Source organism: Fischerella sp. (assembly GCF_013388695.1).
Taxonomy (GTDB): Bacteria; Cyanobacteriota; Cyanobacteriia; order Cyanobacteriales; family Nostocaceae; genus PCC9605.
In genome coordinates this window covers 24,618-45,145 of record NZ_JACAEU010000143.1, presented here as the reverse complement: position 1 = coordinate 45,145, position 20,528 = coordinate 24,618, and the positions used below count along the sequence as shown (strand labels likewise).

At 43.5% G+C, this 20,528-nt stretch carries 19 protein-coding genes and 1 tRNA gene; 5 read left to right on the top strand and 15 right to left on the bottom strand.

All coding sequences use genetic code 11. The features are described 5' to 3' along the window. Positions 1-256: 256 nt before the first annotated feature. The 9 genes from HXY43_RS19465 to HXY43_RS19425 all read right to left on the bottom strand — a co-directional run bounded on the left by HXY43_RS19465 (position 257) and on the right by HXY43_RS19425 (position 5,789). Positions 257-679, bottom strand: a complete 423-nt coding sequence (locus tag HXY43_RS19465) for a hypothetical protein (RefSeq protein WP_290886291.1) — start codon at positions 677-679, stop codon at positions 257-259. Positions 680-954: 275 nt separating this feature from the next. Continuing rightward, entirely contained in the window at positions 955-2,079 is a 1,125-nt protein-coding gene (locus HXY43_RS19460) for a site-2 protease family protein (protein ID WP_290886297.1), read from the bottom strand. A 125-nt stretch (positions 2,080-2,204) separates the two neighbouring features. Further along, a complete protein-coding gene (locus HXY43_RS19455; RefSeq protein ID WP_290886288.1) occupies positions 2,205-3,233 on the bottom strand; it encodes an NAD-dependent epimerase/dehydratase family protein in 1,029 nt (342 codons plus the stop codon). 17 nt (positions 3,234-3,250) lie between these two features. Then, positions 3,251-3,907 (bottom strand): ATP-dependent Clp endopeptidase proteolytic subunit ClpP, encoded by a 657-nt coding sequence (clpP, locus tag HXY43_RS19450; protein WP_290886285.1) that lies wholly within the window; start codon positions 3,905-3,907, stop codon positions 3,251-3,253. A gap of 34 nt (positions 3,908-3,941) precedes the next feature. Further along, positions 3,942-4,112 (bottom strand): hypothetical protein, encoded by a 171-nt coding sequence (locus HXY43_RS19445; protein ID WP_290886282.1) that lies wholly within the window; start codon positions 4,110-4,112, stop codon positions 3,942-3,944. Then, positions 4,075-4,203, bottom strand: a complete 129-nt coding sequence (locus tag HXY43_RS19440) for a hypothetical protein (protein WP_290886279.1) — start codon at positions 4,201-4,203, stop codon at positions 4,075-4,077. The genes HXY43_RS19445 and HXY43_RS19440 overlap by 38 nt, the downstream gene beginning before the upstream one ends. A gap of 81 nt (positions 4,204-4,284) precedes the next feature. Next, on the bottom strand, positions 4,285-4,866 hold the full coding sequence (locus HXY43_RS19435) for an SRPBCC domain-containing protein (protein WP_290886276.1): 582 nt from the start codon (positions 4,864-4,866) through the stop codon (positions 4,285-4,287). After that, positions 4,851-5,186 carry a helix-turn-helix transcriptional regulator gene (locus tag HXY43_RS19430; protein WP_026734237.1) on the bottom strand — a complete coding sequence of 112 codons (336 nt, stop codon included), beginning with the start codon at positions 5,184-5,186 and terminating at the stop codon, positions 4,851-4,853. The genes HXY43_RS19435 and HXY43_RS19430 overlap by 16 nt, the downstream gene beginning before the upstream one ends. A gap of 60 nt (positions 5,187-5,246) precedes the next feature. After that, a complete protein-coding gene (locus tag HXY43_RS19425; RefSeq protein WP_290886271.1) occupies positions 5,247-5,789 on the bottom strand; it encodes a PadR family transcriptional regulator in 543 nt (180 codons plus the stop codon). Between the two features lie 159 nt (positions 5,790-5,948). Here HXY43_RS19425 and HXY43_RS19420 point away from each other — a divergent pair, with 159 nt between their 5' ends. Both HXY43_RS19420 and HXY43_RS19415 read left to right on the top strand, forming a co-directional pair. Then, positions 5,949-6,209: a pirin-like C-terminal cupin domain-containing protein gene (locus tag HXY43_RS19420; protein WP_290886268.1), complete on the top strand. Its 261-nt coding sequence runs from the start codon at positions 5,949-5,951 to the stop codon at positions 6,207-6,209. A 73-nt stretch (positions 6,210-6,282) separates the two neighbouring features. Then, entirely contained in the window at positions 6,283-6,609 is a 327-nt protein-coding gene (locus HXY43_RS19415; RefSeq protein ID WP_026734234.1) for a hypothetical protein, read from the top strand. Between the two features lie 87 nt (positions 6,610-6,696). Here HXY43_RS19415 and argJ read toward each other — a convergent pair whose 3' ends face one another. From argJ to HXY43_RS19400, 3 genes are all read right to left on the bottom strand, one after another. Then, complete coding sequence (gene argJ, locus HXY43_RS19410; protein WP_290886266.1) at positions 6,697-8,010, bottom strand: bifunctional ornithine acetyltransferase/N-acetylglutamate synthase; 1,314 nt, start codon at positions 8,008-8,010, stop codon at positions 6,697-6,699. Positions 8,011-9,100: 1,090 nt separating this feature from the next. Beyond that, positions 9,101-10,576 carry an Asp-tRNA(Asn)/Glu-tRNA(Gln) amidotransferase subunit GatB gene (gene gatB / locus HXY43_RS19405; protein WP_290886264.1) on the bottom strand — a complete coding sequence of 492 codons (1,476 nt, stop codon included), beginning with the start codon at positions 10,574-10,576 and terminating at the stop codon, positions 9,101-9,103. Between the two features lie 529 nt (positions 10,577-11,105). Further along, positions 11,106-11,179: transfer RNA gene (locus HXY43_RS19400), tRNA-Val, on the bottom strand. Positions 11,180-11,656: 477 nt separating this feature from the next. On the opposite strand from HXY43_RS19400, the gene HXY43_RS19395 reads away from it, so the two are divergent. Then, positions 11,657-12,502, top strand: coding sequence for a PEP-CTERM sorting domain-containing protein (locus tag HXY43_RS19395; RefSeq protein WP_290886262.1), 846 nt, complete (start codon positions 11,657-11,659; stop codon positions 12,500-12,502). A gap of 216 nt (positions 12,503-12,718) precedes the next feature. Further along, positions 12,719-13,381 carry a class I SAM-dependent methyltransferase gene (locus tag HXY43_RS19390; RefSeq protein WP_290886260.1) on the top strand — a complete coding sequence of 221 codons (663 nt, stop codon included), beginning with the start codon at positions 12,719-12,721 and terminating at the stop codon, positions 13,379-13,381. Positions 13,382-13,472: 91 nt separating this feature from the next. Here the strand turns inward: HXY43_RS19390 and HXY43_RS19385 are convergent, their stop codons facing one another. Continuing rightward, positions 13,473-14,354 (bottom strand): rhodanese-related sulfurtransferase, encoded by an 882-nt coding sequence (locus tag HXY43_RS19385; protein WP_290886257.1) that lies wholly within the window; start codon positions 14,352-14,354, stop codon positions 13,473-13,475. 313 nt (positions 14,355-14,667) lie between these two features. After that, positions 14,668-15,717 carry a histidinol-phosphate transaminase gene (gene hisC / locus HXY43_RS19380; RefSeq protein ID WP_290886254.1) on the bottom strand — a complete coding sequence of 350 codons (1,050 nt, stop codon included), beginning with the start codon at positions 15,715-15,717 and terminating at the stop codon, positions 14,668-14,670. A gap of 263 nt (positions 15,718-15,980) precedes the next feature. Here hisC and lysS point away from each other — a divergent pair, with 263 nt between their 5' ends. Further along, entirely contained in the window at positions 15,981-17,507 is a 1,527-nt protein-coding gene (lysS, locus tag HXY43_RS19375; RefSeq protein WP_290886251.1) for a lysine--tRNA ligase, read from the top strand. A gap of 114 nt (positions 17,508-17,621) precedes the next feature. Here lysS and treY read toward each other — a convergent pair whose 3' ends face one another. Then, the gene (treY, locus tag HXY43_RS19370; protein WP_290886248.1) at positions 17,622-20,441 is read right to left on the bottom strand and encodes a malto-oligosyltrehalose synthase; all 2,820 of its coding nucleotides are present in this window, start codon (positions 20,439-20,441) and stop codon (positions 17,622-17,624) included. Positions 20,442-20,528 lie beyond the last annotated feature (87 nt).

The following is a 20,528-nucleotide window of genomic DNA, read 5'->3' as shown; positions in this document are numbered from 1 at the left end:
GGCAGGATGCCCCGAAGTTTGCCGGAAAGAACATCTCCCCGGCAACTTCTCTCCACCCCACAAGAGATTTGTTGTTCTTGTGGGGTGGGCGTCTCGCCCGCCCTATTTTTACTTTATTTCTGTCTATCTACTTAACTTTATTTACAATTTTTTGGGCTAAAAACCAGAGTCCCTTTGAATTTAATTACCAAATATTATTAGCAATTAAGATGTGTTCGCCCTGGCGGCATAGTGCAGTATGCGATCGCTCCATTTATCAGCGTGCTTCCCAGTCTGGACAATCTACTGTTAATTCTGGATGCACTGCACAAGGCAACAAATATTTGCCACTGTAGAATTTACAGTTTCGGCATTTTGAGTATTTTGAGTATGGAGAAGAACTCTTGATTCTGTAGCTGTGCTGTTCCTCGAACTCTAGCTGTGAGTGACCGACTGCCTTATCATACATCGCTGCTAAGAAAGCCGAACCCGTCAATCCGATGAGACCAATACCACTAGTAACCGCGCCTACTTTCAAAGATTTTTCTATGAGTTGCCTATAAGGTTGAAGAAATTCCTCAGTTACCAGAAAACTATAACTTGTTAGCCCTACTGTACATATCAAAATTCCTGGCAGGAAGATTGTGAAATAACAAAAGTATTCCATCTTTGGTAATAAGCACTCTCTAATCCAATTCATAGAAACCTCGCCACATTTCCTCACAACAACTTTGTGGATGAGAGATATAAACGTTTCAGAATGTACTTACTAGGTAGACGCAGTTTCAAGCTTTGCAATCCCGATATCCGATAAAATCTACTTATTGCTGCTGTTGAGCGGCGATCGCACCTTACCACATGCATCATTGTGGTGCCAAGCCAAAAAATAGCCCCCTATTGGGGGCATAGTCGATTAATATTGAGTGTTCTTACTTAAGCATTGCCTCATTCTTCTTGTTTCGGAATTTCGGGTCATTATGCAGGGTTTGTTTGCACTCTTTTTTGGAGTAGGTTAATAATTGCAGCTTTTTCTAAGATTCCCACCAGTACTCCATTGTCGCGAATCACAGGCAGTGCAGATAATTTTTGTCCTTCGAGTAGCTGTACTACTTCCAACAAGGGTTGATCGGATTTTACAGTGCTAGACACCTCGATTGGTCGCATGATTTCCCTAACTAGAGTTTCTGACCACAGTGCAGTAGGGATGGAACGGATGTCATTAACATTTACTGCTCCCAGTAATTGCCCGCTATCATCTGTTACTAAGAACCGACGCCAGTTTTGTCCATTTAAGATTTGCTCATCGGCAAACTCTCTGAGGGTAAGATTGGCAGATACTACCGGACTATTAACTGTGACTGCGTCTGCTGCTGTCAATCCTTGCAGTTGTTCTTGGACTCTAGCAAACTGAGCCGCATTACCAGCATTTTGCAGTAAAAAGAAACCGATTAACAAGTTCCAGAAGTTAGCAAAGCTGCCAAAGAATAGTAGCGGAAGTAAACCAGAGGCGATCGCCACCCAACCAAAGATTTGTCCAACTCGGCTGGCAAAAACCACACCTTTATAAGGATTACCCGTAATTTTCCATACTGCTGCTTTCAGTATATTTCCGCCATCCAAAGGCAAGCCTGGAATTAGGTTAAACAGCGCTAATGCCAAGTTAATATAAGCTAGCAAACCAAGAATCGCTGCTAATGGGCCAGATGCGGCAGTGGCAAAACCAATTGCTGTAAATATACCGAATAGCACCAAACTAACTAAAGGGCCAGCGATCGCTACCCAGAAAGCTTCAGCTGGGGTTTCCGATTCTTTTTCTAAGCTTGCCAGCCCGCCAAATATAAACAATGTAATTGATTTGACATCTATTTTCTGGCGAATGGCAACAAAGCTGTGTCCTAATTCATGGGCAACAACAGAGCTAAATAACAATAGCGCCGTCATCAATCCTAGTAGCAAAGCCAATCCCCCGCCTAATTGGGGAAATTGCGCCGCTAGTCCATTGCTATAACTCCAAGTCACCAAACCTAAGACAAAGAACCAGGACGGATGGATATAAAAGGGAATCCCAAAGAGGTTGCCAACGCGAATCGTGCCATTCATGTCGTTTACCTTCGATTTTTCAGCTTTGAGAAGTTTTTTCACTTCTCTTGATGCCTCTATCGTAACGAAATGTTAAGCACTTTTAATCTTGTTAACTGTAGTGGTGTCCGTCCCTTTAGGTGTGGTTATGCGACTTTTGTTAAAATCGCGTCTTCTGTGGCATAGTCGAGCAACCACGGTGCCGCAAACTGCTGCGGTTGTTGGGGTGAATGATTCCACTGCCAATTAATGGTTCGTTGCAATGCTTCATCTAGTGAAACAATTTCCTCATATTCCAACTCTTGACGGATACGAGTTGAGTCTACAAGCCAATCTTGTTCTGTGTTTACGGGTAACTTCCACTCTGGTGGTAACTGGCTTTTGGGTACGACAACAACTTTACCTTGCCATTGTGCAATTTTCCCGACTCTGGTAACGCGTTCAGCTTCAGTAAGTACTTCTACATCAGCAACATGATAAATGCGATTGGCTGCGCGTTCATTTGTCGCTGCTAGGGCGATCGCATAGCCTATATTCTCCACATAACCGTAGGAACCACGCCATCTAGCGATACTCTCTTCCAAGAGGATCGCAGAACGGCGATCGCCCATCCTTTGCAAGTATGGAAACAGGCGGTTGAGTGGATCGTTTTCACCGTATACCATTGGCAGGCGTACAATTGTGCCGGGTAAGTCGGGGTTTGCCATCACTACCCGTTCCACCAGAATCTTTTCATAATCTACTGGTGCATCAAGGGGTCTAATTGGCATTTCCCGGAATGGATACAATGAGGAGCGTAGGGGCGAATCTTCAGTAAGTGGTACAGGTACAACCTCAGATTCCTTGCCTAAAATCACCCCATAGGCACGATACACATCCATACTACCGATCGCAACAACACGCTGGGCAATACCTGCAAATGTGTTCATCAGCGTGAGTGCGTCTTGTTCTGTATAAGCAACCATATCTACCACGACTTGGGGTGAAAGCTGCTGAAACTTGCTTTTCATTTCAACAAGCTGAGAGCGATCGCCCAAAATGTCATCCACATCTGGTGGTAAGTTTGCCTTAGTTTTTCCCCGATGAAATACACTCACTTCATGACCCATTGCGATCAAGTGACGAACTACAGGGGGGCCAATAAAATTAGTGCCGCCAATGATGAGAATTTTCATGGTTGGTATCCTTTATTTTATCTTCCATTCCACTGCTGTTTATTGATATCAGAATTGGTTGCAGATTGAAGAGATGCAGATGTTTTCAGGATGATACTGTCAATTAATCCGTATTCTTTTGCTTCTTCAGCACTCATGAAAAAATCGCGCTCTGAATCCATTTCAATCTTTTCTATTGATTGACCAGTATTAGTAGCGAGTATCCTGTTGATTAATTGACGGAAATACAAAATTTCTTTGGCTTGTATTTCAATATCAGATGCTTTTCCTTGAGCGCCTCCTGATGGTTGATGAATCATAATCCGAGCATTAGGTAAAGCATATCTTTTACCCTTAGTTCCAGAAGAAAGCAAGAACGATCCCATTGAGGCAGCAGTACCGATACATACAGTACACACGTCTGAACGAATTTGGTTCATAGCATCGTAAATAGCCATTCCTGCTGTCACTGAACCTCCAGGGCTATTGATATACAATGTGATATCTCGCTCTGGATCTTCGGCGTCGAGAAATAGCATTTGTGCAACGATGAGGTTAGCTGTCTCGTCGGTAACTTCGCCTCGCAAAAAGATAATTCGCTCTGCAAGTAAGCGCGAATAAATATCTAATGCTCGTTCGCCTCTTTCTGATGGTTGAATAATAATTGGGATGCTGGGTTGAGTTGGAGTGTTCATAACTGGTATCTCCAAAAAATAGAAATCGGTTGTTTTAAAATTTGTCTGACCAAAGCTTGTAATGTTGCCAAGCTTCTGTCGTATCCACCTCTGGCATATGCTTTTCTACCAAAGTAAATGTTTCTTCAATCAGTTCACCTAAGTGACTAACAGCAATTTCAGGAGACTCACGAAAAATCTGCTTGTCCGCGAGCAACAGAACCACCAACTCCAATTGCTTTCACTTTTGGATTAGCTAAGTATGTAGCTGCGTTTTTTTGCGCCAAGGCAAGCAATTGTTTACTGGCGTCGTTCATTTTGTTATTCAGGCTGGTATTGAAACGCAGAGGTACGCAGAGGAAAGCGCAGAGGGGCGCGGAGTTTTGGTATGTGTGAGTTTAATTTGCTACTAAAATTTTTGGCAGTTTTTCATTCAGTCTGTATTCCCATCCACCATTGAAAAAAGAACTGAGAATGAGGCTATCTAAGGTCTCATACTTGCCGCTGGGTATTGATGGGAATATAGTGTTGCGATCGCTCGGTGCTAGTGTCTGCGTTACCGTTGAAGACTCATGCATGAATTTACCTTGCCACGGTTGGGAAAGGTTTCTTGATTGATGTAGAGACGTTGCATGCAACGTCTCTACAAGTTCGTGCCTCAATCCTTTATGTTCAAGTTGAAGTTTAGTACCGCCATCTACAGGTTTAAGTGTCCAGGTAACAATTGAAGGCTGGCACATCATACTGTCTTGCCAAGTGAAGGCAAGCCGTTTTGGCTCGTCGAGTTCAATCACTTCACAGTCTATATTTTCTCCTAGCCCTGGCAATGTTGAATGCACAAATCGGAATTTATGCCCCAAACGCGGCTCAAAGTCGTTTTCCATTAGCCAGGCTGCTAACGCCTGACGGTTGGTGAGTACTTGCCAAACCCGCTGGGGTGGATAGGGATAGAATGCTTCTATATTCAAGTTTCGGAGCATGAATTTTCCTCCAAGTAATTGCCTAGGGCATCTAGTTTTTCTTGCCAGAATTGCTCGTAATCAGCAATCCAGTTAGATATTTGCTTCAGTGGCTCCGGATTTAGCCGATACAGGCGCTGTCGCCCTGCTTTCCGCATTTGTACTAGGCCTGCTTCACAAAGAACCTGTAAGTGTTGAGAAATAGCTGGCAAGCTCATAGCAAATGGCTCAGCCAGTTGTTTGACTGGTTGCTCACCAGTACGTAACAGATCCAATATCGCCCTGCGTGTGGGATCTGCGATCGCCACAAAAACATCGGCACTGGCAGCAGGTCTACTCATTCAAATTAACCATATATTTAAGCAAACGCTTAACTATTGATATAGTACATAAGCAATTGCTTAAATGTCAACATCGCCAATGACATTAATAGCTGTCTTTAGCCAATCAATGTAAGTTTGTTCTCTGCGGATCGCCAATTCTAGTACGAGTCTTTGCATCATCTGCTCACGACTCGCACAGCGATCGCCGAGTGCTGGTAAATCAATCTTTTCGCACTCAGTCAGCTTTTCAATATGTGCAGCTAACTGCTGTTCTAGCAGTTGAATGATGGCTTCATTAGGTAACTGTGCTGCGAAAAATAACTGCATGAGCAACGGTTCTCGTATCGTTGGCAAAGGCTGAGGACATTGAAGCCAACGGATTAATTCGGCTTTTCCTGCTTCAGTCAGACTGTAAACCTTGCGATTAGGGCGATCGTGCTGAATCTTAACGGTGCAAGTAACCCAACCCTGCTCAACTAGTTTATCGAGGGTTCTGTAAATCTGTGCCTGATCGGCAGGCCACAAGTGAGCAATACATCGATCAAAGCAGCTTATTTTTAGGTCATAGCCCGTCCTTTCTTCTTGCTGAAGAAGACCCAAAATTGCATGTGCTAGCGACATAGACGGTTTTCCGAAACTAAATTAGGGGAAGCTCTCTCTGTTACTTCTTATATAGTTTTATAATATATGATTAATCAAATATATGATTTATCTAGCACTATTGATGACAGTGTGCTTGGACAAAAACTCAAAGCCCAGAATCAAACGGATTTTTGATATTTGACCCCGCGCAGCGGTATTAGTGTAGATAATGAGCATGTGGGAGATGGGCAGATGGTAATATTTGCACAAGATGGTGAGGAAGTGGCGATCGCCAATCCATTAGATGCGAAATCACCCTTGGATGTGCTGCTCATCGCTGGCGTACCACTCAACGAACCAGTTGTTCGCTACGGTCCATTCGTGATGAATACCGAAGCAGAAATTATTCAAGCCATAGAAGATTATCGTAACGGGAGGATGGGTTACATTGACTTCTAACACACTTCTACAAAGAATACATCAACATCAATACCTGCGTGATTTGAGAAACAAATTGCTGCACCTTCATAAGATGCTACTTGATACAGAACGCATCACCTACGAACAGGTGCGGGGACGAGTATCGAGCGGAGAACTTCTTCAACTCGTGATTGAGCATGAACAATTTGCTTGGTTACATCGCATTTCTGAGCTTGTTGTACAAATTGATGAAATGCTAGAAGCAGATCAACCGATATTGCTGGATGACATCCAAAATGTGATTGCCAATGTCCGCACGCTGCTCACACCACAAGAAGCAGGGAATGGGTTTGCAAGAAAATACTACGCTGCTCTCCAGCGTGAACCTAACGTTGTGTTGGCACACGCACAGGTAACAGAACTGCTTGCATCCAAGTAAATCAGGCAAAGTAAAGCATTATAATACGCACCGTGAAGTACCTCGCGGTGCTTTTCCATATAAACCCAGTAAATATCCGGTTAAAATTTAAGTCGTATACTCGGCATTAATCTTGACATAGTCATAACTCAAGTCACAACCCCAAGCTTTGCCGGAACCATGACCATTGCCAATACTAACCGAGATTATCACTGGATTGTCTACCTGCTGCTTCTGAACAGTGCTGCGATCCACTGATAGATCGTTGCTCATATTTGTGGCAATTGCATCATTTGGCAAAGAAGAATCCGCTGCTGTTTTTTTCAGATATTCACTTGCTGCTTTACGATCAAAAGCTAAGGGTTGACCATTCTCCATCATCAAGAAATTCCCTAGCTGAATCCTCAAGTTTTCTTGTTCAAACAACACACCTGCACGTCCAGCGGCGGCGGCGATGCGTCCCCAGTTGGGATCGCGTCCAAAGATTGCAGATTTGACCAGAGAAGAACCTGCTATGGTTTTGGCAACTTGGCGGGCTGCTTGTTCATCGTGTGCGCCAGTTACTTGCACTTCAATTAAACAAGTTGCACCTTCGCCGTCACGAGCGATCGCTTTTGCCAAATGCTGGCAAACTGCTGTTAACATTGCCTCTAATTTTTCCGCTTCGTGTCCCGTTTCCATAATTGCAGGGGTGCGGGATTCACCGTTGGCAAGACCAATTAAGCTATCGTTGGTACTGGTATCGCCATCAACGGTAATAGAATTAAAGCTTCTATCAGCTGCCCTGCTTAACATCTGCTGCCAAAGATGGGGCGAAACTGCTGCATCACAGGTGACAAATGCTAGCATAGTTGCCATGTTGGGATGAATCATCCCGGAACCTTTGGCAATTCCGCCGATTCGCACCGGGCGATCGCCTATTGTTGTTTCTAGCGCGATAGATTTTGTCACTAAATCTGTAGTAATAATTGCACTTGCGGCGGCATCAGAGCCAGTTTCTGATAGTGCTGCTACTAGTTGGGGAATTCCTGCTTTCAGCTTATCCATTGGTATGCGCTGCCCAATTACCCCAGTCGAAGCGAGTAGCACAGATTCTGACGGAATGTTAAGTGCGTGGGCTACTGCCATAGCAGATTCTAGCGCATCTAACCAGCCCTGCTCACCCGTAGCAGCATTTGCCTGTCCAGCATTGCAGAGAATGGCACGGGCACTATGCTTAGCTTGTAAGCGTTGGCGGCAATAATCCACGCACGCTGCTCTCACATGGCTGGTTGTGAATACTCCTGCTGCGATCGCTTCCACATCTGATAATATCAATGCCAAATCCGGCAATCCCGAAGGTTTCAATCCAGCCGTAATTCCAGCCGCCCGATACCCTCTTGGTGCTGTCACACCACCAGTAATTTCCTGCCAGTCTGCCATGATTTTTCCCCCACGACTATTACTCGGCTGACTGGCGATTATATCAAGCTTTTGTTATTTGTTCTCTGTTGTTTGTTGTTTGTTCCTAACAACCACCAACTACCACCTACCAACAAAGAAAAAAAGAGAGCTTTTGGGCAGCTCTCCAGATCATCAGGGTGCATCTATTTAACATATTATACTATGTTAGGGATGTGGGGCAATACACCTCAGTTAATTTTATTTGTGCTGAAAGTTCTTGGAAAAATTTCTGAACTACCTGCAAACATGAAATTGTTACCAAATCATCACCAAATGAATGCACGCAGCAGGGATAGTAAGAGCAAATTAGAAGCTAGATTTTTTTGATAGTTGCTAAATCATAGCGTAATAGCAAAAATTCCAAAAAAAAGAGAGCTTTTGGGCAGCTCTCCAGATCATCAGGGTGCATCTACTTATCATATTATATCATTTTTGTTATGTGGGGCAAGACCCCTTACTGAGTTTTTTATTAAAATCTTCTTAAAAAATCTCCGTATAAGCACGATCAGCAAGAGGGGGATTTTCTTTGTCATTTTAATCCCTCAAACATACTTAATCAACAACCCGAGTAACAACCCATACTATTTTGGATTGTGAAAGCCTTGTTTAATGAGTATTTCAGCGCTTTATCTATCGCATTCATTTTGGGGATTGGTGATTAGGTATTAGTGATTGGGGATTGGGTACTGGGTATTGGGTACTAGGTTCCTAATCCCTAGTCCCCCTTCGGGTACTCTACCTTGAGCCGCCCACAAGGGGCGCCTACGCCACTTTCCCCTATAGGCAAAAGCCAAGACGGGAAGTGGTCTCACCAGTCCCTAATCTCCAGTCCCCTTTAAATTGGTACTCTTACAAAAAAAGAGAGCCACTTGGGTAGCTCTCCAGATCATCAGGGTGCATCTAGATAGCACAGTATAGCATTAGAGCGATGAGGGGCAAGACCCCTTTTTAAGTTGCGAATATGCTTTTAGACTGCATATTTCTTGGTATAGGATGTCCAGAGTCCAGAGTCCATAGTCAAAAAACCCTGGACTCTTGACTCTTGACTCTTGACTTCCGCCTTGCGGACTTAAGCATTTAGCTTTTTCTCCACCAATTCGTTAGTCAACTTGGGATCGGCGCGTTTGTTGGTTTTTTTCAGAACTTGCCCGACAAAGAAGCCTTTGAGATTAACGTTACCGTTACGATATTTTTCTACTTCTTTGGGATTGGCAGCTATCACTTCATCGATGATGGGTTCTAGCACCCTGGGATCTGCGATTAACTCTTGACCTGCGAAAGCTTTCTCAGGAGAAACACCACTCAACAAATCGGTCAACTTTTGTTTAGCTTGGGCATTGCTAATTTTGCCCTTTTCGATCCGACTGATGACATCAGCGAGATTGGTAGGAGTGAGGGCAATATCGGTGATGCTGAGTTTATTTTTGTTGAGGTAAGCAGCGATATCTTGAGTAATCCAGTTAGCAGCTGCTTTGGGATTAGCACCCGCTGCGATCGCCGCTTCAAAATACTCAGCAGTAACGCGTTCCTCTGTTATAACTCGCGCATCGTAGGTTGAAAGACCCAACTCATCTTCGTAGCGACGGCGTTTTTCGGCTGGAAGTTCCGGTAGTTGAGTTCGCCACTCTTGTAATTGTTCATCTGAGACTTCGATTGGTGCTAAATCAGGTTCGGGGAAGTAGCGATAATCGCTAGAACCTTCCTTACTCCGCATACTGACTGTGCGCTGAGTACCTTCTTCCCACAGGCGGGTTTCTTGCACGATTCTTTCACCAGCTTCTACAGCTGCGATTTGGCGTTCAATTTCGTATTCAATCGCTTTTTGAATGGCGTTGAACGAGTTCATGTTTTTAATTTCTACCTTCGTGCCAAACTGCTTTTGACCGACAGGACGCACAGAAATATTCACATCGCAGCGCAGCGAACCTTCTTGCATGTTGCCATCGCTGACACCGAGATAACGCATAATCCGGCGTAATTCTTGGGCGTATTCAGCAGCTTCTTGTCCAGAACGCAAATCCGGTTCCGAGACAATCTCTATCAACGGTACACCAGCACGGTTGTAGTCTACCAAAGAATAGGCAGAACCGGAAAGGCGATCGCTACCTGCGTGTACCAGTTTGCCTGCATCTTCCTCCATGTGCAAGCGAGTGATGCCAATTCTTTTACGGACGGGGTTTCCATCCTCATCTACCAACTCAATTTCTAACCAGCCGTGTTCGGCAATGGGCAAATCGTACTGAGAAATTTGATAATTTTTGGGAAGGTCAGGATAAAAATATTGTTTGCGATCAAATTTGCTATATTTGGCAATTTGACAGTTCAGTGCCAAACCTGCTTTAACGGCGTATTCTAGTACCTTTTCGTTGAGTACGGGTAACACACCCGGCAAACCCATGCACACCGGATCGATGTTAGTATTGGGGTCAGCCCCGAATTCTGTGGAGCTAGTAGAAAAAATTTTGGTTTTGGTACTCAGCTGACAATGGGTTTCTAGACCAATTATTGCTTCGTACTCAGTTTTGACGGTCGTAGCAGAAGTCATAAAAACACAAATTATGGCTAATCCTCATTTAGGCTACTATTGTAGACTGCTATGGACTTGGTCTGAATACGGTTGTTTGGGTGGAAGCAAAAGAAGATATGTTCTAAATTCTGGCGTTGCTGAATCAAAATATGAATGATGCGATCGCATCCGTAGTAGGAAGGAGTGGATGCGAACAGGCTAACCCAAATGCTTCCGCCTGCTGGAGTGAGGATGCAGCATGAACCAATTCGCTTGTGTGGCGCTTGTTATGCTCAAGAGCCGTGTCACCTTATGAAGTGGAAGTTTAAGTCAAAGGGAGGGTGCGATCGCCACTATTTGCGGTTAAGCACAGAAACGTGAAGCCAATAGCCAATTAGGAGAATCTGAGTTAGGGCAGTATGTAGACCGATTGTTAGCTCAGGCTATCGTGGCGATCGCTCAAACCTACAGAGCTAGCAGTATTGTAGAGAGACTTAATTAGCTTGATTAGCTTGACGACACTAATTTGTCACCAATGACAAACAATAAGTCACTGTACAAACAACTATGGACGTAACTGGATTCGAACCAGTGACCTCTACGATGTCAACGTAGCGCTCTAACCAACTGAGCTATACGTCCGTACTTTTCCTAGTATAACATAGATTTACCTAAAAAAGCAACTTCCACTGTTTTGTTTTCTCTTAGAAAACGAAAACCACAAATTATTTATTGTCCCCAGATATACTTTATATAATTTTCATCTACTTATTTAGCTAGCATTTCATATAGAATCTAGACAAAATCTTACTTTGAGCAGATAGCGATTTCCTAACAACAAATCTACTTACGTAAATCTTTGATGAAGTGAGGTACAAGTCATTGATTTTAATTACTTGAACAATAAGACTTACTTCTGTAGTTTCAACAACTATAAGCGCAAACATTGCTAGCGCTTCAGAAATGATAACAATTTCAAAACTTTTAGCTGGAATTACTGCGATCGCCAACCTTGTTCCTTGTAACAGGTGTTTTTGCGTGCTATTTCCCAGCAGCTAGCGGATCTCGCTCCAGGGTAAATCTACCAATAATTGTTGCCCATTCACAGGAGTGATTTGAATGACAAAATTTCAAATTAGAAAGAGATTACGTCAGGCTACAGCTAAGGGGAAAACTGTTTTTCTTGGTTTGGGAACCGTCTCAACCGTGGTGACGCTGGGTGTATTGTCTCCATCTACATCTTTCGCTGCCACTATTGTTAGTACCGAACTAGTACTCTCTGTTGACGTTTCTGGGAGCGTTAATAGCAGTGAGTTCAACTTACAGCGACAAGGTTACGCAAACGCATTTAGGAATCCCACAATTCAGGAGCAAATCGCAGCCTTGCCAGGAGGTATTGCAACAACTTTATCCTATTGGGGTAGTAATGCAGAACAGTCTTTACCTTGGTTCCATATCACTGATGCTGCTAGTGCTAATGCTTTTGCTGATGCAATCGCAGCTACTACAAGACCATTTTCTGGTGCGACTGGTATTGCTAATGCCATTGACTTTGCGAAGAATCTCCTCGACACAAACGATTATGATGGCAACAGAAAAGTAATTGATGTGTCTGGTGATGGAAGGGATAATGTTTCCGGTCTTGCAAAGCTTCAAGCCGCACGAGATAACGCAGTTAACGCTGGGGTTGTTATCAATGGTTTACCAATCTTAAATGATGAGCCAGACCTTGATAAATACTACCAAGACAACGTGATCGGGGGTTCAGGTTCCTTTACAATTCCAGCAAATGACTTCTCAACCTTTGAGAAAGCTGTAACAAAGAAAATAGGACGTGAAATTGTCGAATCTAAACCAGAAGTCCCGGAACCCTTAACTATCCTCGGCTCCCTCGCCGCTGGTAGTATGGGTGTAGCTCTGCGCCGGAAAAAGATGCAACAAAGCAAAAGTGTAGAGAAAGCTTAAGCTGATTTTTCTGTTTTCATCTGTTTTCAAAGCTGAGAAATACCAATAACTTAAGGTTGAGGGCGAACCGTTTTTTGGTTCGTCCTGTTTCTGAACAGCCTTAGTAACTTCACCTAAGTTTTAATTAGTCGTTATTCTTAATGAGTATAAGCTCAATCAACTTATGCACTTTTGCGATAGAAACAAAAAAGAATACACGAGGAGCGATCGCACTCTATGGCGAATAAAACGCTTGGACTGGAAAAACATCTTTATGACTACTTGCTCTCAGTATCTCTGGGAGAACCAGAAGTTTTGAGCAAACTGCGCCAAGAAACAGCACAGCATCCCATGGCCGCAATGCAGATTGCACCTGAGCAGGGACAGTTTATGGCGTTGTTGGTGAAGTTAATAGGAGCAAAGAAAACTTTAGATATCGGTGTATTTACGGGTTACAGTTCTCTGGTGGTAGCATTGGCATTACCACCAGATGGCAAAATCATAGCCTGTGATATTGATGAAGAACCTACGTCAATAGCCCGTCGCTACTGGCAGCAAGCAGGTGTAGCAAATAAAATTGACTTGCATATTGCCCCAGCCCTAGAAACTCTAGAAAAATTGCTGGCAGCAGGAGAAGCAGAAACATTTGATTTTGCCTTCATTGACGCTGATAAAAGCAACTATGATAACTATTACGAACTAGCTTTGCAACTTGTGCGTCGGGGAGGGCTGATTGCGATCGATAATGTGCTGTGGTCAGGTCAAGTTGCAGATCCCCAAGTGCAGGATAATAGAACTAAAAAAATTCGTGCTTTGAATCAGAAGTTGCATCAAGACCAAAGAGTAACTATCAGTATGCTGCCAATTGCTGATGGGTTGACATTAGCAATGAAAAATTAACAATCAGAAATCAAACATTTTGCGTCATTTTATACAAATAACTCTGCGAGCCTCTGCGAAAACCTCTGCGAGCCTCTGCGTTTAATTAAACCTAGCTTTGCCCCCTTTTTGCTTGTCTTTGCTTTTCCTCCTGACGTTTTCTCTTCTCCTCGGTGAGACTATCAAAACAGTGCGGACAACAAACTCCTTCTTCGTACTTTAGAGAAGTCTTGTCAGCTTCTGAAATCGGATATCCACAACTAGCACACATTTCATAGGAACCAGGTTCCAAACCGTGAGCAACTGCAACCCGTTCATCAAAAACAAAACACTCCCCATCCCACAAACTTTCTTCTGCTGGGACTTCCTCTAAATATTTGAGAATGCCACCTTTGAGGTGATAAACCTCTTGAAAACCTTGAGAGAGCATAAAAGACGAAGCTTTTTCACAGCGAATACCACCGGTACAAAATAGCGCTACCTTTTTGTGCTTGCTGGGATCGAGGTGTTTGCGAACATAATCTGGAAATTGCCGAAATGAGTCTGTATTGGGATTTTGCGCTCCTTGGAAAGTGCCAATACTTACTTCATAATTATTGCGGGTATCAACGATCGTTACTTCCGGATCGGCAATGATGGTATTCCAATCCTTGGAATTAACATAAATACCTACTTGTTCATTGGGATCAATATCAGAGATTCCAATAGTGACAATTTCTTTTTTGAGGCGCACCTTCATGCGCTCAAACGGGGGTAAGTCAGCAGTAGACTCTTTGTGTTCCAAGTCGGCAAAACGGGAATCGGAACGCAGAAAAGCTAATACTGAGTCAATACCCTCACGAGAACCCGCTATTGTAGCGTTGATACCTTCTTGTGCTAGCAGAATAGTTCCCTTGATGTCTTGGGCTTGACAGTAAGACAGCAAAGGCTGTTGTTTCTCGGCAAAGTCTGGCAGCTTGACAAATTTATAAAATGTAGCAACAACTACGCTCATTTCTGACTTTTTCTCCCTTCTTCAGGACAATCACCCACAAGAGGATGTTTGAGAAGTATTAGATCTCCCCAAGCCACCCTTGAAAAGGGCATTGCCCATACGTATTTTTGAATCGTCCTCCTTGAAAACTACGTCTTTATCGCAGTGGAGGCTATTTTCAATACACCAATGACCGCGAATACCACGACTCATATCTTGTGCTGGGTGAATTAGGCCTCAACACTTGCAATTTTACCAGAAACTTAGCGAGAGCATGAAAGCCCCTGAAAAACAGCCCTGCCGTGGCTAGGGAAATCGATACTTCCAAAAACAACTACGACAAATTAACCAACATCTCAATGAGTATTTGATTTTGCTCATCAGTGCCGACGGTAATGCGAAGCTTATCTTCCAAACCAGGATGCTTGAAGTAGCGCACCAAAATTCCCCGTTCTTTCAGTGCCAAATAAATTTCCTCTGCATTGCCCTTGGGGGGTTGTGCTAACAGAAAATTAGTTTGGGAATCCCACAACTTAAAGCCCAGTTGCTTGAGATCTACCGCCAGCTTCGCCCGTGAAGCCTTCACTTTTTGGACACATTCATTCTTATAGGCTTGATCGCGGATTGCTGCGGCCCCAACCAAACAAGCGATCGCATCAATATTGTAGCTATCTTTAACTTTAAATAAACCAGATAATAGCTGAGGATTGGCAATTCCAAAGCCTAGCCGCAAACCTGCTAGAGAATAACCTTTGGATAACGTGCGGATGACAATGACATTCTCAAATTCTTTTACTAACGGCAACGCTGTTTCGTCCGCAAAGTCAACATAAGCTTCATCAACCACCAATACACCTGATAACCTAGCTGCCAATTGGCGGAGATGATCAACTGGAACAGCATGTCCTGATGGGCTATTGGGGGATGCAACAAACGTCACCGCACCATTTGCCGCTACTAGTTCCTCAATTGGTAAGTGATAGTCATCTGGGTAAGGAATTTCCACATATTCTGCAGGCTGCATCTGTGCCAACGTCCGATACAGCACATAGGTTGGCATCGGATAAACCACCTTACGCCCCAACTCTGCACAGGCACGCATGACGATATTTAGTAAATCATCGCTGCCATTACTAACAATAATCCAGTCAACCGGAATCTCCAACACCTCGCTAACCGCTTTCCGAAAATCGTTAGCATAGGAATCTGGGTAACGCCGCAACCATTCACTATCTAGGTTACGCAAAACAGCGATCGCATCAGGTGAGGGTGGATAAGGATTCTCATTGGTGTTGAGCTTGATAATGTTTGTACCAGGCTTGGGTTGTTCACCGGGAACGTACCCAACCATCGCATCAACACTTGGGCGGAAGTAGGAAGTCATGAGGTATTTTCAAGGCCGAATGAGTATATAACTTTCATGAACGAGTATTAGAACTTTGTTGAACAGGGAGAAGAATTAACCCCGAATGATATTGGGTACTAGCACCATTATTTATATCCCCTAATTTTAATAATGGAGATTTCCCTATTCCCTGTTGCCCGTTAAGAGTTCCCTGTTCCCTTTTAAAAGCTGTACTCTTGAGGGGTGTCTGCTTCTTTCCTTCCATCTATAATTAATTCTTGCCCCCTGAAAGTTCGTTAACCATGTCGGAAGAAGATATCCGTGCCACGCGGCAGTCGAAAGTAGAACAGCTTAGACAGTTAGGGATGAATCCCTACGCCTATCGTTGGGAATCTACCCATCATACAGCGCAATTGCAGGAAAAATTTGCTGATTTGCCCAACGGTGAAGAAGTTGAGATTGATGTAGCAGTTGCCGGACGCATCATGGCGCGTCGCGTCATGGGTAAACTGGCTTTCTTTACCTTGGAAGATGAAACCGGCAAAATTCAGCTTTATCTAGAAAAAAATCGCATTCAAGAAGGTATGGCAGATATTGATACCGATGCCTTCAACCACCTCAAGCAACTCACAGATGTCGGCGACATCATGGGAGTCAAAGGGACAATTAAACGGACTGAAAAGGGCGAGTTATCAGTTTACGTTAAACAATATACAATCCTAACTAAATCCCTGTTACCCTTGCCTGATAAGTGGCACGGGTTGACGGATGTTGCCAAGCGTTACCGTCAGCGCTACGTAGACTTAATTGTTAACCCAGAAGTCAGACAAACTTTTCGCCGTCGCGCTCAAATCACCGCTGGTATTCGTAGATACTTAGAACAGCGTGATTTTCTGGAAATCGAAACCCCTGTTCTGCAAGCAGAAGCCGGAGGTGCAGAAGCACGTCCGTTTATTACGTACCACAACACGCTGGAAATGGAGTTATATCTGCGAATTGCGACAGAACTCCATCTCAAGCGGTTAATTGTCGGTGGTTTTGAAAAGGTATTTGAACTGGGGCGAATTTTCCGCAATGAAGGGATTTCTACCCGGCACAACCCAGAATTTACTATGATTGAGGTTTACCAAGCCTACGCCGATTACAACGATATGATGGCGCTGACGGAGGGAATTATTACCACCGTCGCCCAAGAAGTACTCGGTACGCTGCACGTAACATACCAAGACCAAGTGATTGATTTAACACCACCTTGGCGACGTGCAACTATGCACGATTTAGTGATGGAATACGCAGGTTTGGATTTCAACTCTTTCCAAACTCTGGAAGGAGCAAAAGCAGCATGTAAAAATGCTGGGCTAGAAGGTATAGAAAATTGCCATTCTCTTGGTAAACTCCTCAATGAAGCCTTCGAGCAAAAGGTAGAAGCAAACTTAGTTCAACCTACCTTTGTGATTGACTATCCTGTGGAAATTTCGCCACTGGCAAAACCGCATCGTTCTAAGCCTGGTTTGGTGGAACGTTTTGAGTTATTTATTGTTGGGCGAGAAACTGCTAACAGTTTCTCTGAACTTACCGATCCTATTGAGCAAAGGCAACGTTTAGAAGAACAAGCGGCGAAGAAAGCGGCGGGTGATTTAGAAGCACAAGGAGTAGATGAAGACTTCCTGGCAGCTTTGGAATACGGGATGCCGCCTACAGGTGGTTTAGGGATTGGCATTGATAGGTTGGTAATGTTACTAACCGACTGTGCCAGTATTAGGGATGCGATCGCTTTTCCCTTACTCAAGCCAGAAAAATCTGACTCGTCTTCAGAAACAACTACTTAGGTGTCCGCTTAAATACTTAAACTGTAGCCTAGGCTGGTAATAGGTGATTGGTGATTGGGGATTGGTGATTGGGAAAGAGCCTTGTTATAGTTCTTCCCCAGTCCCCAGTCCCCATCATGCATTTTCCTGTGTTGATGATTCTGGTTGATTAATCAACAACGCTACAGGGAATTTTTGTAAAATTTCCCGCACCCACAGGGTGTCTTCACCTTGCACTTGTTGCCCAGTAATTGCGTCATGCCAAATACCAGAGGAACCAGCAGGTGGAACAATGCGGGTTTCTTGCCACACCTGTTCGCCTAGGGGGTACTCGCCTTCTTTAACTAAAGAGGTGAGGAAACGAGGAGCGATCGCAACTATTTTCTTTTCTCCTAATTCCCTGGCAAATGCAACAATGTGGCTTTTTAAGCTACCTGCGAATGTTAATTTTACGTAAGCTCCCCGCTGGAATACATCCAAATTTTGCCGCCGTGCTTGCAGAAGTTGATAAGTCAAGAACAGCTTAATTCGTCCATCTTCTGGACTTTTCAACAGTTCGGCAATCAAATCTGATATATTTTCTGCCGCTTTTGCTTTAATGTCTTGCAGATATTCTTGCCGTATTTCAAAGTCTACCGGACGGCGGTTATCCGGATCTACCATACTTAGATCCCAAAGTTCTGTTCCTTGATAAATGTCTGGTAAACCTGGTGCAGTAACTTTCAGCAATGTCTGCGAAAGAGAATTTAAAATGCCGTAGAATTGAATTTTGCGCTGGAAGGGACGGAAAGCTTGGAGAAATGGGTTATTTTCAGGATCTTTCAGTACGCGATCGGCAAAATTCGTGAAAGCACTTTCATAGGCTGTATCCGGTTTTATCCATGCGGTGTGAACTTTTGCTTCGCGAATTGCTTTGATAATATATTGTTGAATCCGCTCTACAAAGCCTGGATACTCTTCATCTTTAAAAGGAAAAGCTCCAATCAGCGATTGATAAAAAAAGTACTCATCGTTAGGAGTTGGCATATCCCGTCCGCCCAGAGTTTCCTTATGCGGAGCATTGATTTCCCGCCACTGTTTGAGATTATTCTCCCACTCTTGCGGTATTTCTGATAGGACGTTAATGCGAGCGCGCATATCTTCACCACGTTTGGTGTCGTGGGTAGAAGTAGCGTTCATGGCATGGGGCCACTGAGAAAAACGCTGATGATTAAAGTTGTGGAAATCATCCAATGAAATACCAAAATGTGTGGGATGAGAACCCACTTCATTGAGTGAAATCAGGCGGTTGTAGACATACAAAACAGTATCTTCCACACCCTTCGCCATTAGTGGCCCGGTAAACTGCTGCAACCGCATCAGGAAACGCAACCATTGCTCCTGATCTTCCTGACTTAGATGTTCGTCAATGTCGAGAATGAGGAATTTTTCAATAAAGCTCAACTCGTTGAGGAAGTTGGGAATATTCTGTTTGGCTTGAGTCATTACTTGCTGTATATATTCCCGATCTGCTTTGCTAGCTCCAGCGCTACTAATGTAGGTGCGATAAACAGGGAACAGTGCCAGAATTTCTACCAAGGCAGCTTTTAAGCCGTACATTGTAAAGTCACTAGCATAGCGATAGCGACCGGAAATTTTTTTGAGCTGATGGGCTAAATTATCAATATCTCCCGCTAAATGTTTGCTAATAATTAATCTTTTATTTTGGTCAATTAATTCTTCACAGGAAACTTTTCTACCCAAAAAACGATGATAAATAGCATCAAATTCTTGTACTGTTGATTGTTGGCAGAAAATACCATTTACTTGGTTAAGAAAATCATAACCTGTTGTACCTTGAATCGGCCAGTTAATTGGCAATTCTTCTTGAGGTTCGAGAATTTTTTCTACAACTAGGTAAGCTTCCGGAGCCTGTTCTCGAAGTCTATTGAGATATTGAGCTGGATCGTAAAGACCGTCGATATGGTCAATTCTTAACCCACTCACTATTTCCTCTTGAACCAATTTCAAGATACAGGCATGAGTGGTGTCAAAAACTTGTTCGTCTTCTACCTTGAGGGAAATCAGGTCATTAACGGTAAAGAAGCGTCTGTAGTTTAGTTCTTCATTGCCGACTTTCCAGTAGGCAAGACGGAAAAATTGTTCAGCAAGTAAATTTTCTAAGTGGTTAAAACTCTCAGGGTTTCCTGGTTCTCCATTGAAGATACGGATATTTTCTTCAATAAATTCTCTGACATCGGAACTCTCATTCCAGAGTTCCCATAACATGCGTTTAATAATGATAATTTGGTCATAGCGTTCTCTTCCCTCCTCCCCAGATGGGATGTATTTCAACATATAGAGAACACTAAGAAGTTTCATGAAATGGGGATGGTCTCTACCCAATTTATCTCGCAAACGTCCCAAGTCATAGATGAAAACTTGGGAGTAAGATTCAATGCGGATAGGAAATTTCAGCGAGTAGTAATTAATTGTTAAACCGTTTTCCTCATACTGGAGTTGCAGTTCACCACTTTCTAAACAATCGCCGCAAAATTTGCCTAAAAAAGGTGCTAATACTTTGCCTTGATTTTCTGCATAGTGATGATACCAATCAATATCAAAGTAGTCTCGATACTGGGAGTCAAAACCATTTTCGAGAACATCTACAAGCATGTGGTTTTGACTGTCAAAAGCCATATGATTAGGTACAATATCTTGCACCCAGCCGATATTGAGTTGCTTGAGTTCCTCGATTAATTCTAAAAATTTTTCTTTCCCACCCAATTCTGGATTAATTTCGTTCGGGTTGACAGTATCGTAGCCGTGAGTGCTACCTTTTCTGGGGGTCAAAATTGGCGAGGCGTATAAATTAGAAATTCCTAGTTCTGCTAAATAGGGAGCGATCGCACAGGCTTGTGCAAAACCAAAACTAGGAGTGAACTGTATCCGGTATGTGACTATGGGTATTTGCATGATTGGTCATTGGTTATTGGTCATTGATTAGTTGTTGGTTGATTGTTGATTGTTGCTTGTTAAGACACCAAACAACAAACACCAAAC

Coding starts and splice junctions, on each gene's coding strand:
- HXY43_RS19440 (WP_290886279.1), bottom strand. CDS start 4,203: ATGAACGACGCCAGTAAACAATTGCTTGCCTTGGCGCAAAAAAACGCA.
- HXY43_RS19415 (WP_026734234.1), top strand. CDS start 6,283: ATGCTACTTGATACAGAACGCATCACCTACGAACAGGTGCGGGGACGA.
- hisC (WP_290886254.1), bottom strand. CDS start 15,717: ATGACTTCCTACTTCCGCCCAAGTGTTGATGCGATGGTTGGGTACGTT.
- HXY43_RS19465 (WP_290886291.1), bottom strand. CDS start 679: ATGAATTGGATTAGAGAGTGCTTATTACCAAAGATGGAATACTTTTGT.
- HXY43_RS19435 (WP_290886276.1), bottom strand. CDS start 4,866: ATGCTCCGAAACTTGAATATAGAAGCATTCTATCCCTATCCACCCCAG.
- argJ (WP_290886266.1), bottom strand. CDS start 8,010: ATGGCAGACTGGCAGGAAATTACTGGTGGTGTGACAGCACCAAGAGGG.
- HXY43_RS19395 (WP_290886262.1), top strand. CDS start 11,657: ATGACAAAATTTCAAATTAGAAAGAGATTACGTCAGGCTACAGCTAAG.
- HXY43_RS19430 (WP_026734237.1), bottom strand. CDS start 5,186: ATGAGTAGACCTGCTGCCAGTGCCGATGTTTTTGTGGCGATCGCAGAT.
- HXY43_RS19425 (WP_290886271.1), bottom strand. CDS start 5,789: ATGTCGCTAGCACATGCAATTTTGGGTCTTCTTCAGCAAGAAGAAAGG.
- gatB (WP_290886264.1), bottom strand. CDS start 10,576: ATGACTTCTGCTACGACCGTCAAAACTGAGTACGAAGCAATAATTGGT.
- treY (WP_290886248.1), bottom strand. CDS start 20,441: ATGCAAATACCCATAGTCACATACCGGATACAGTTCACTCCTAGTTTT.
- HXY43_RS19390 (WP_290886260.1), top strand. CDS start 12,719: ATGGCGAATAAAACGCTTGGACTGGAAAAACATCTTTATGACTACTTG.
- lysS (WP_290886251.1), top strand. CDS start 15,981: ATGTCGGAAGAAGATATCCGTGCCACGCGGCAGTCGAAAGTAGAACAG.
- HXY43_RS19460 (WP_290886297.1), bottom strand. CDS start 2,079: ATGAATGGCACGATTCGCGTTGGCAACCTCTTTGGGATTCCCTTTTAT.
- clpP (WP_290886285.1), bottom strand. CDS start 3,907: ATGAACACTCCAACTCAACCCAGCATCCCAATTATTATTCAACCATCA.
- HXY43_RS19385 (WP_290886257.1), bottom strand. CDS start 14,354: ATGAGCGTAGTTGTTGCTACATTTTATAAATTTGTCAAGCTGCCAGAC.
- HXY43_RS19455 (WP_290886288.1), bottom strand. CDS start 3,233: ATGAAAATTCTCATCATTGGCGGCACTAATTTTATTGGCCCCCCTGTA.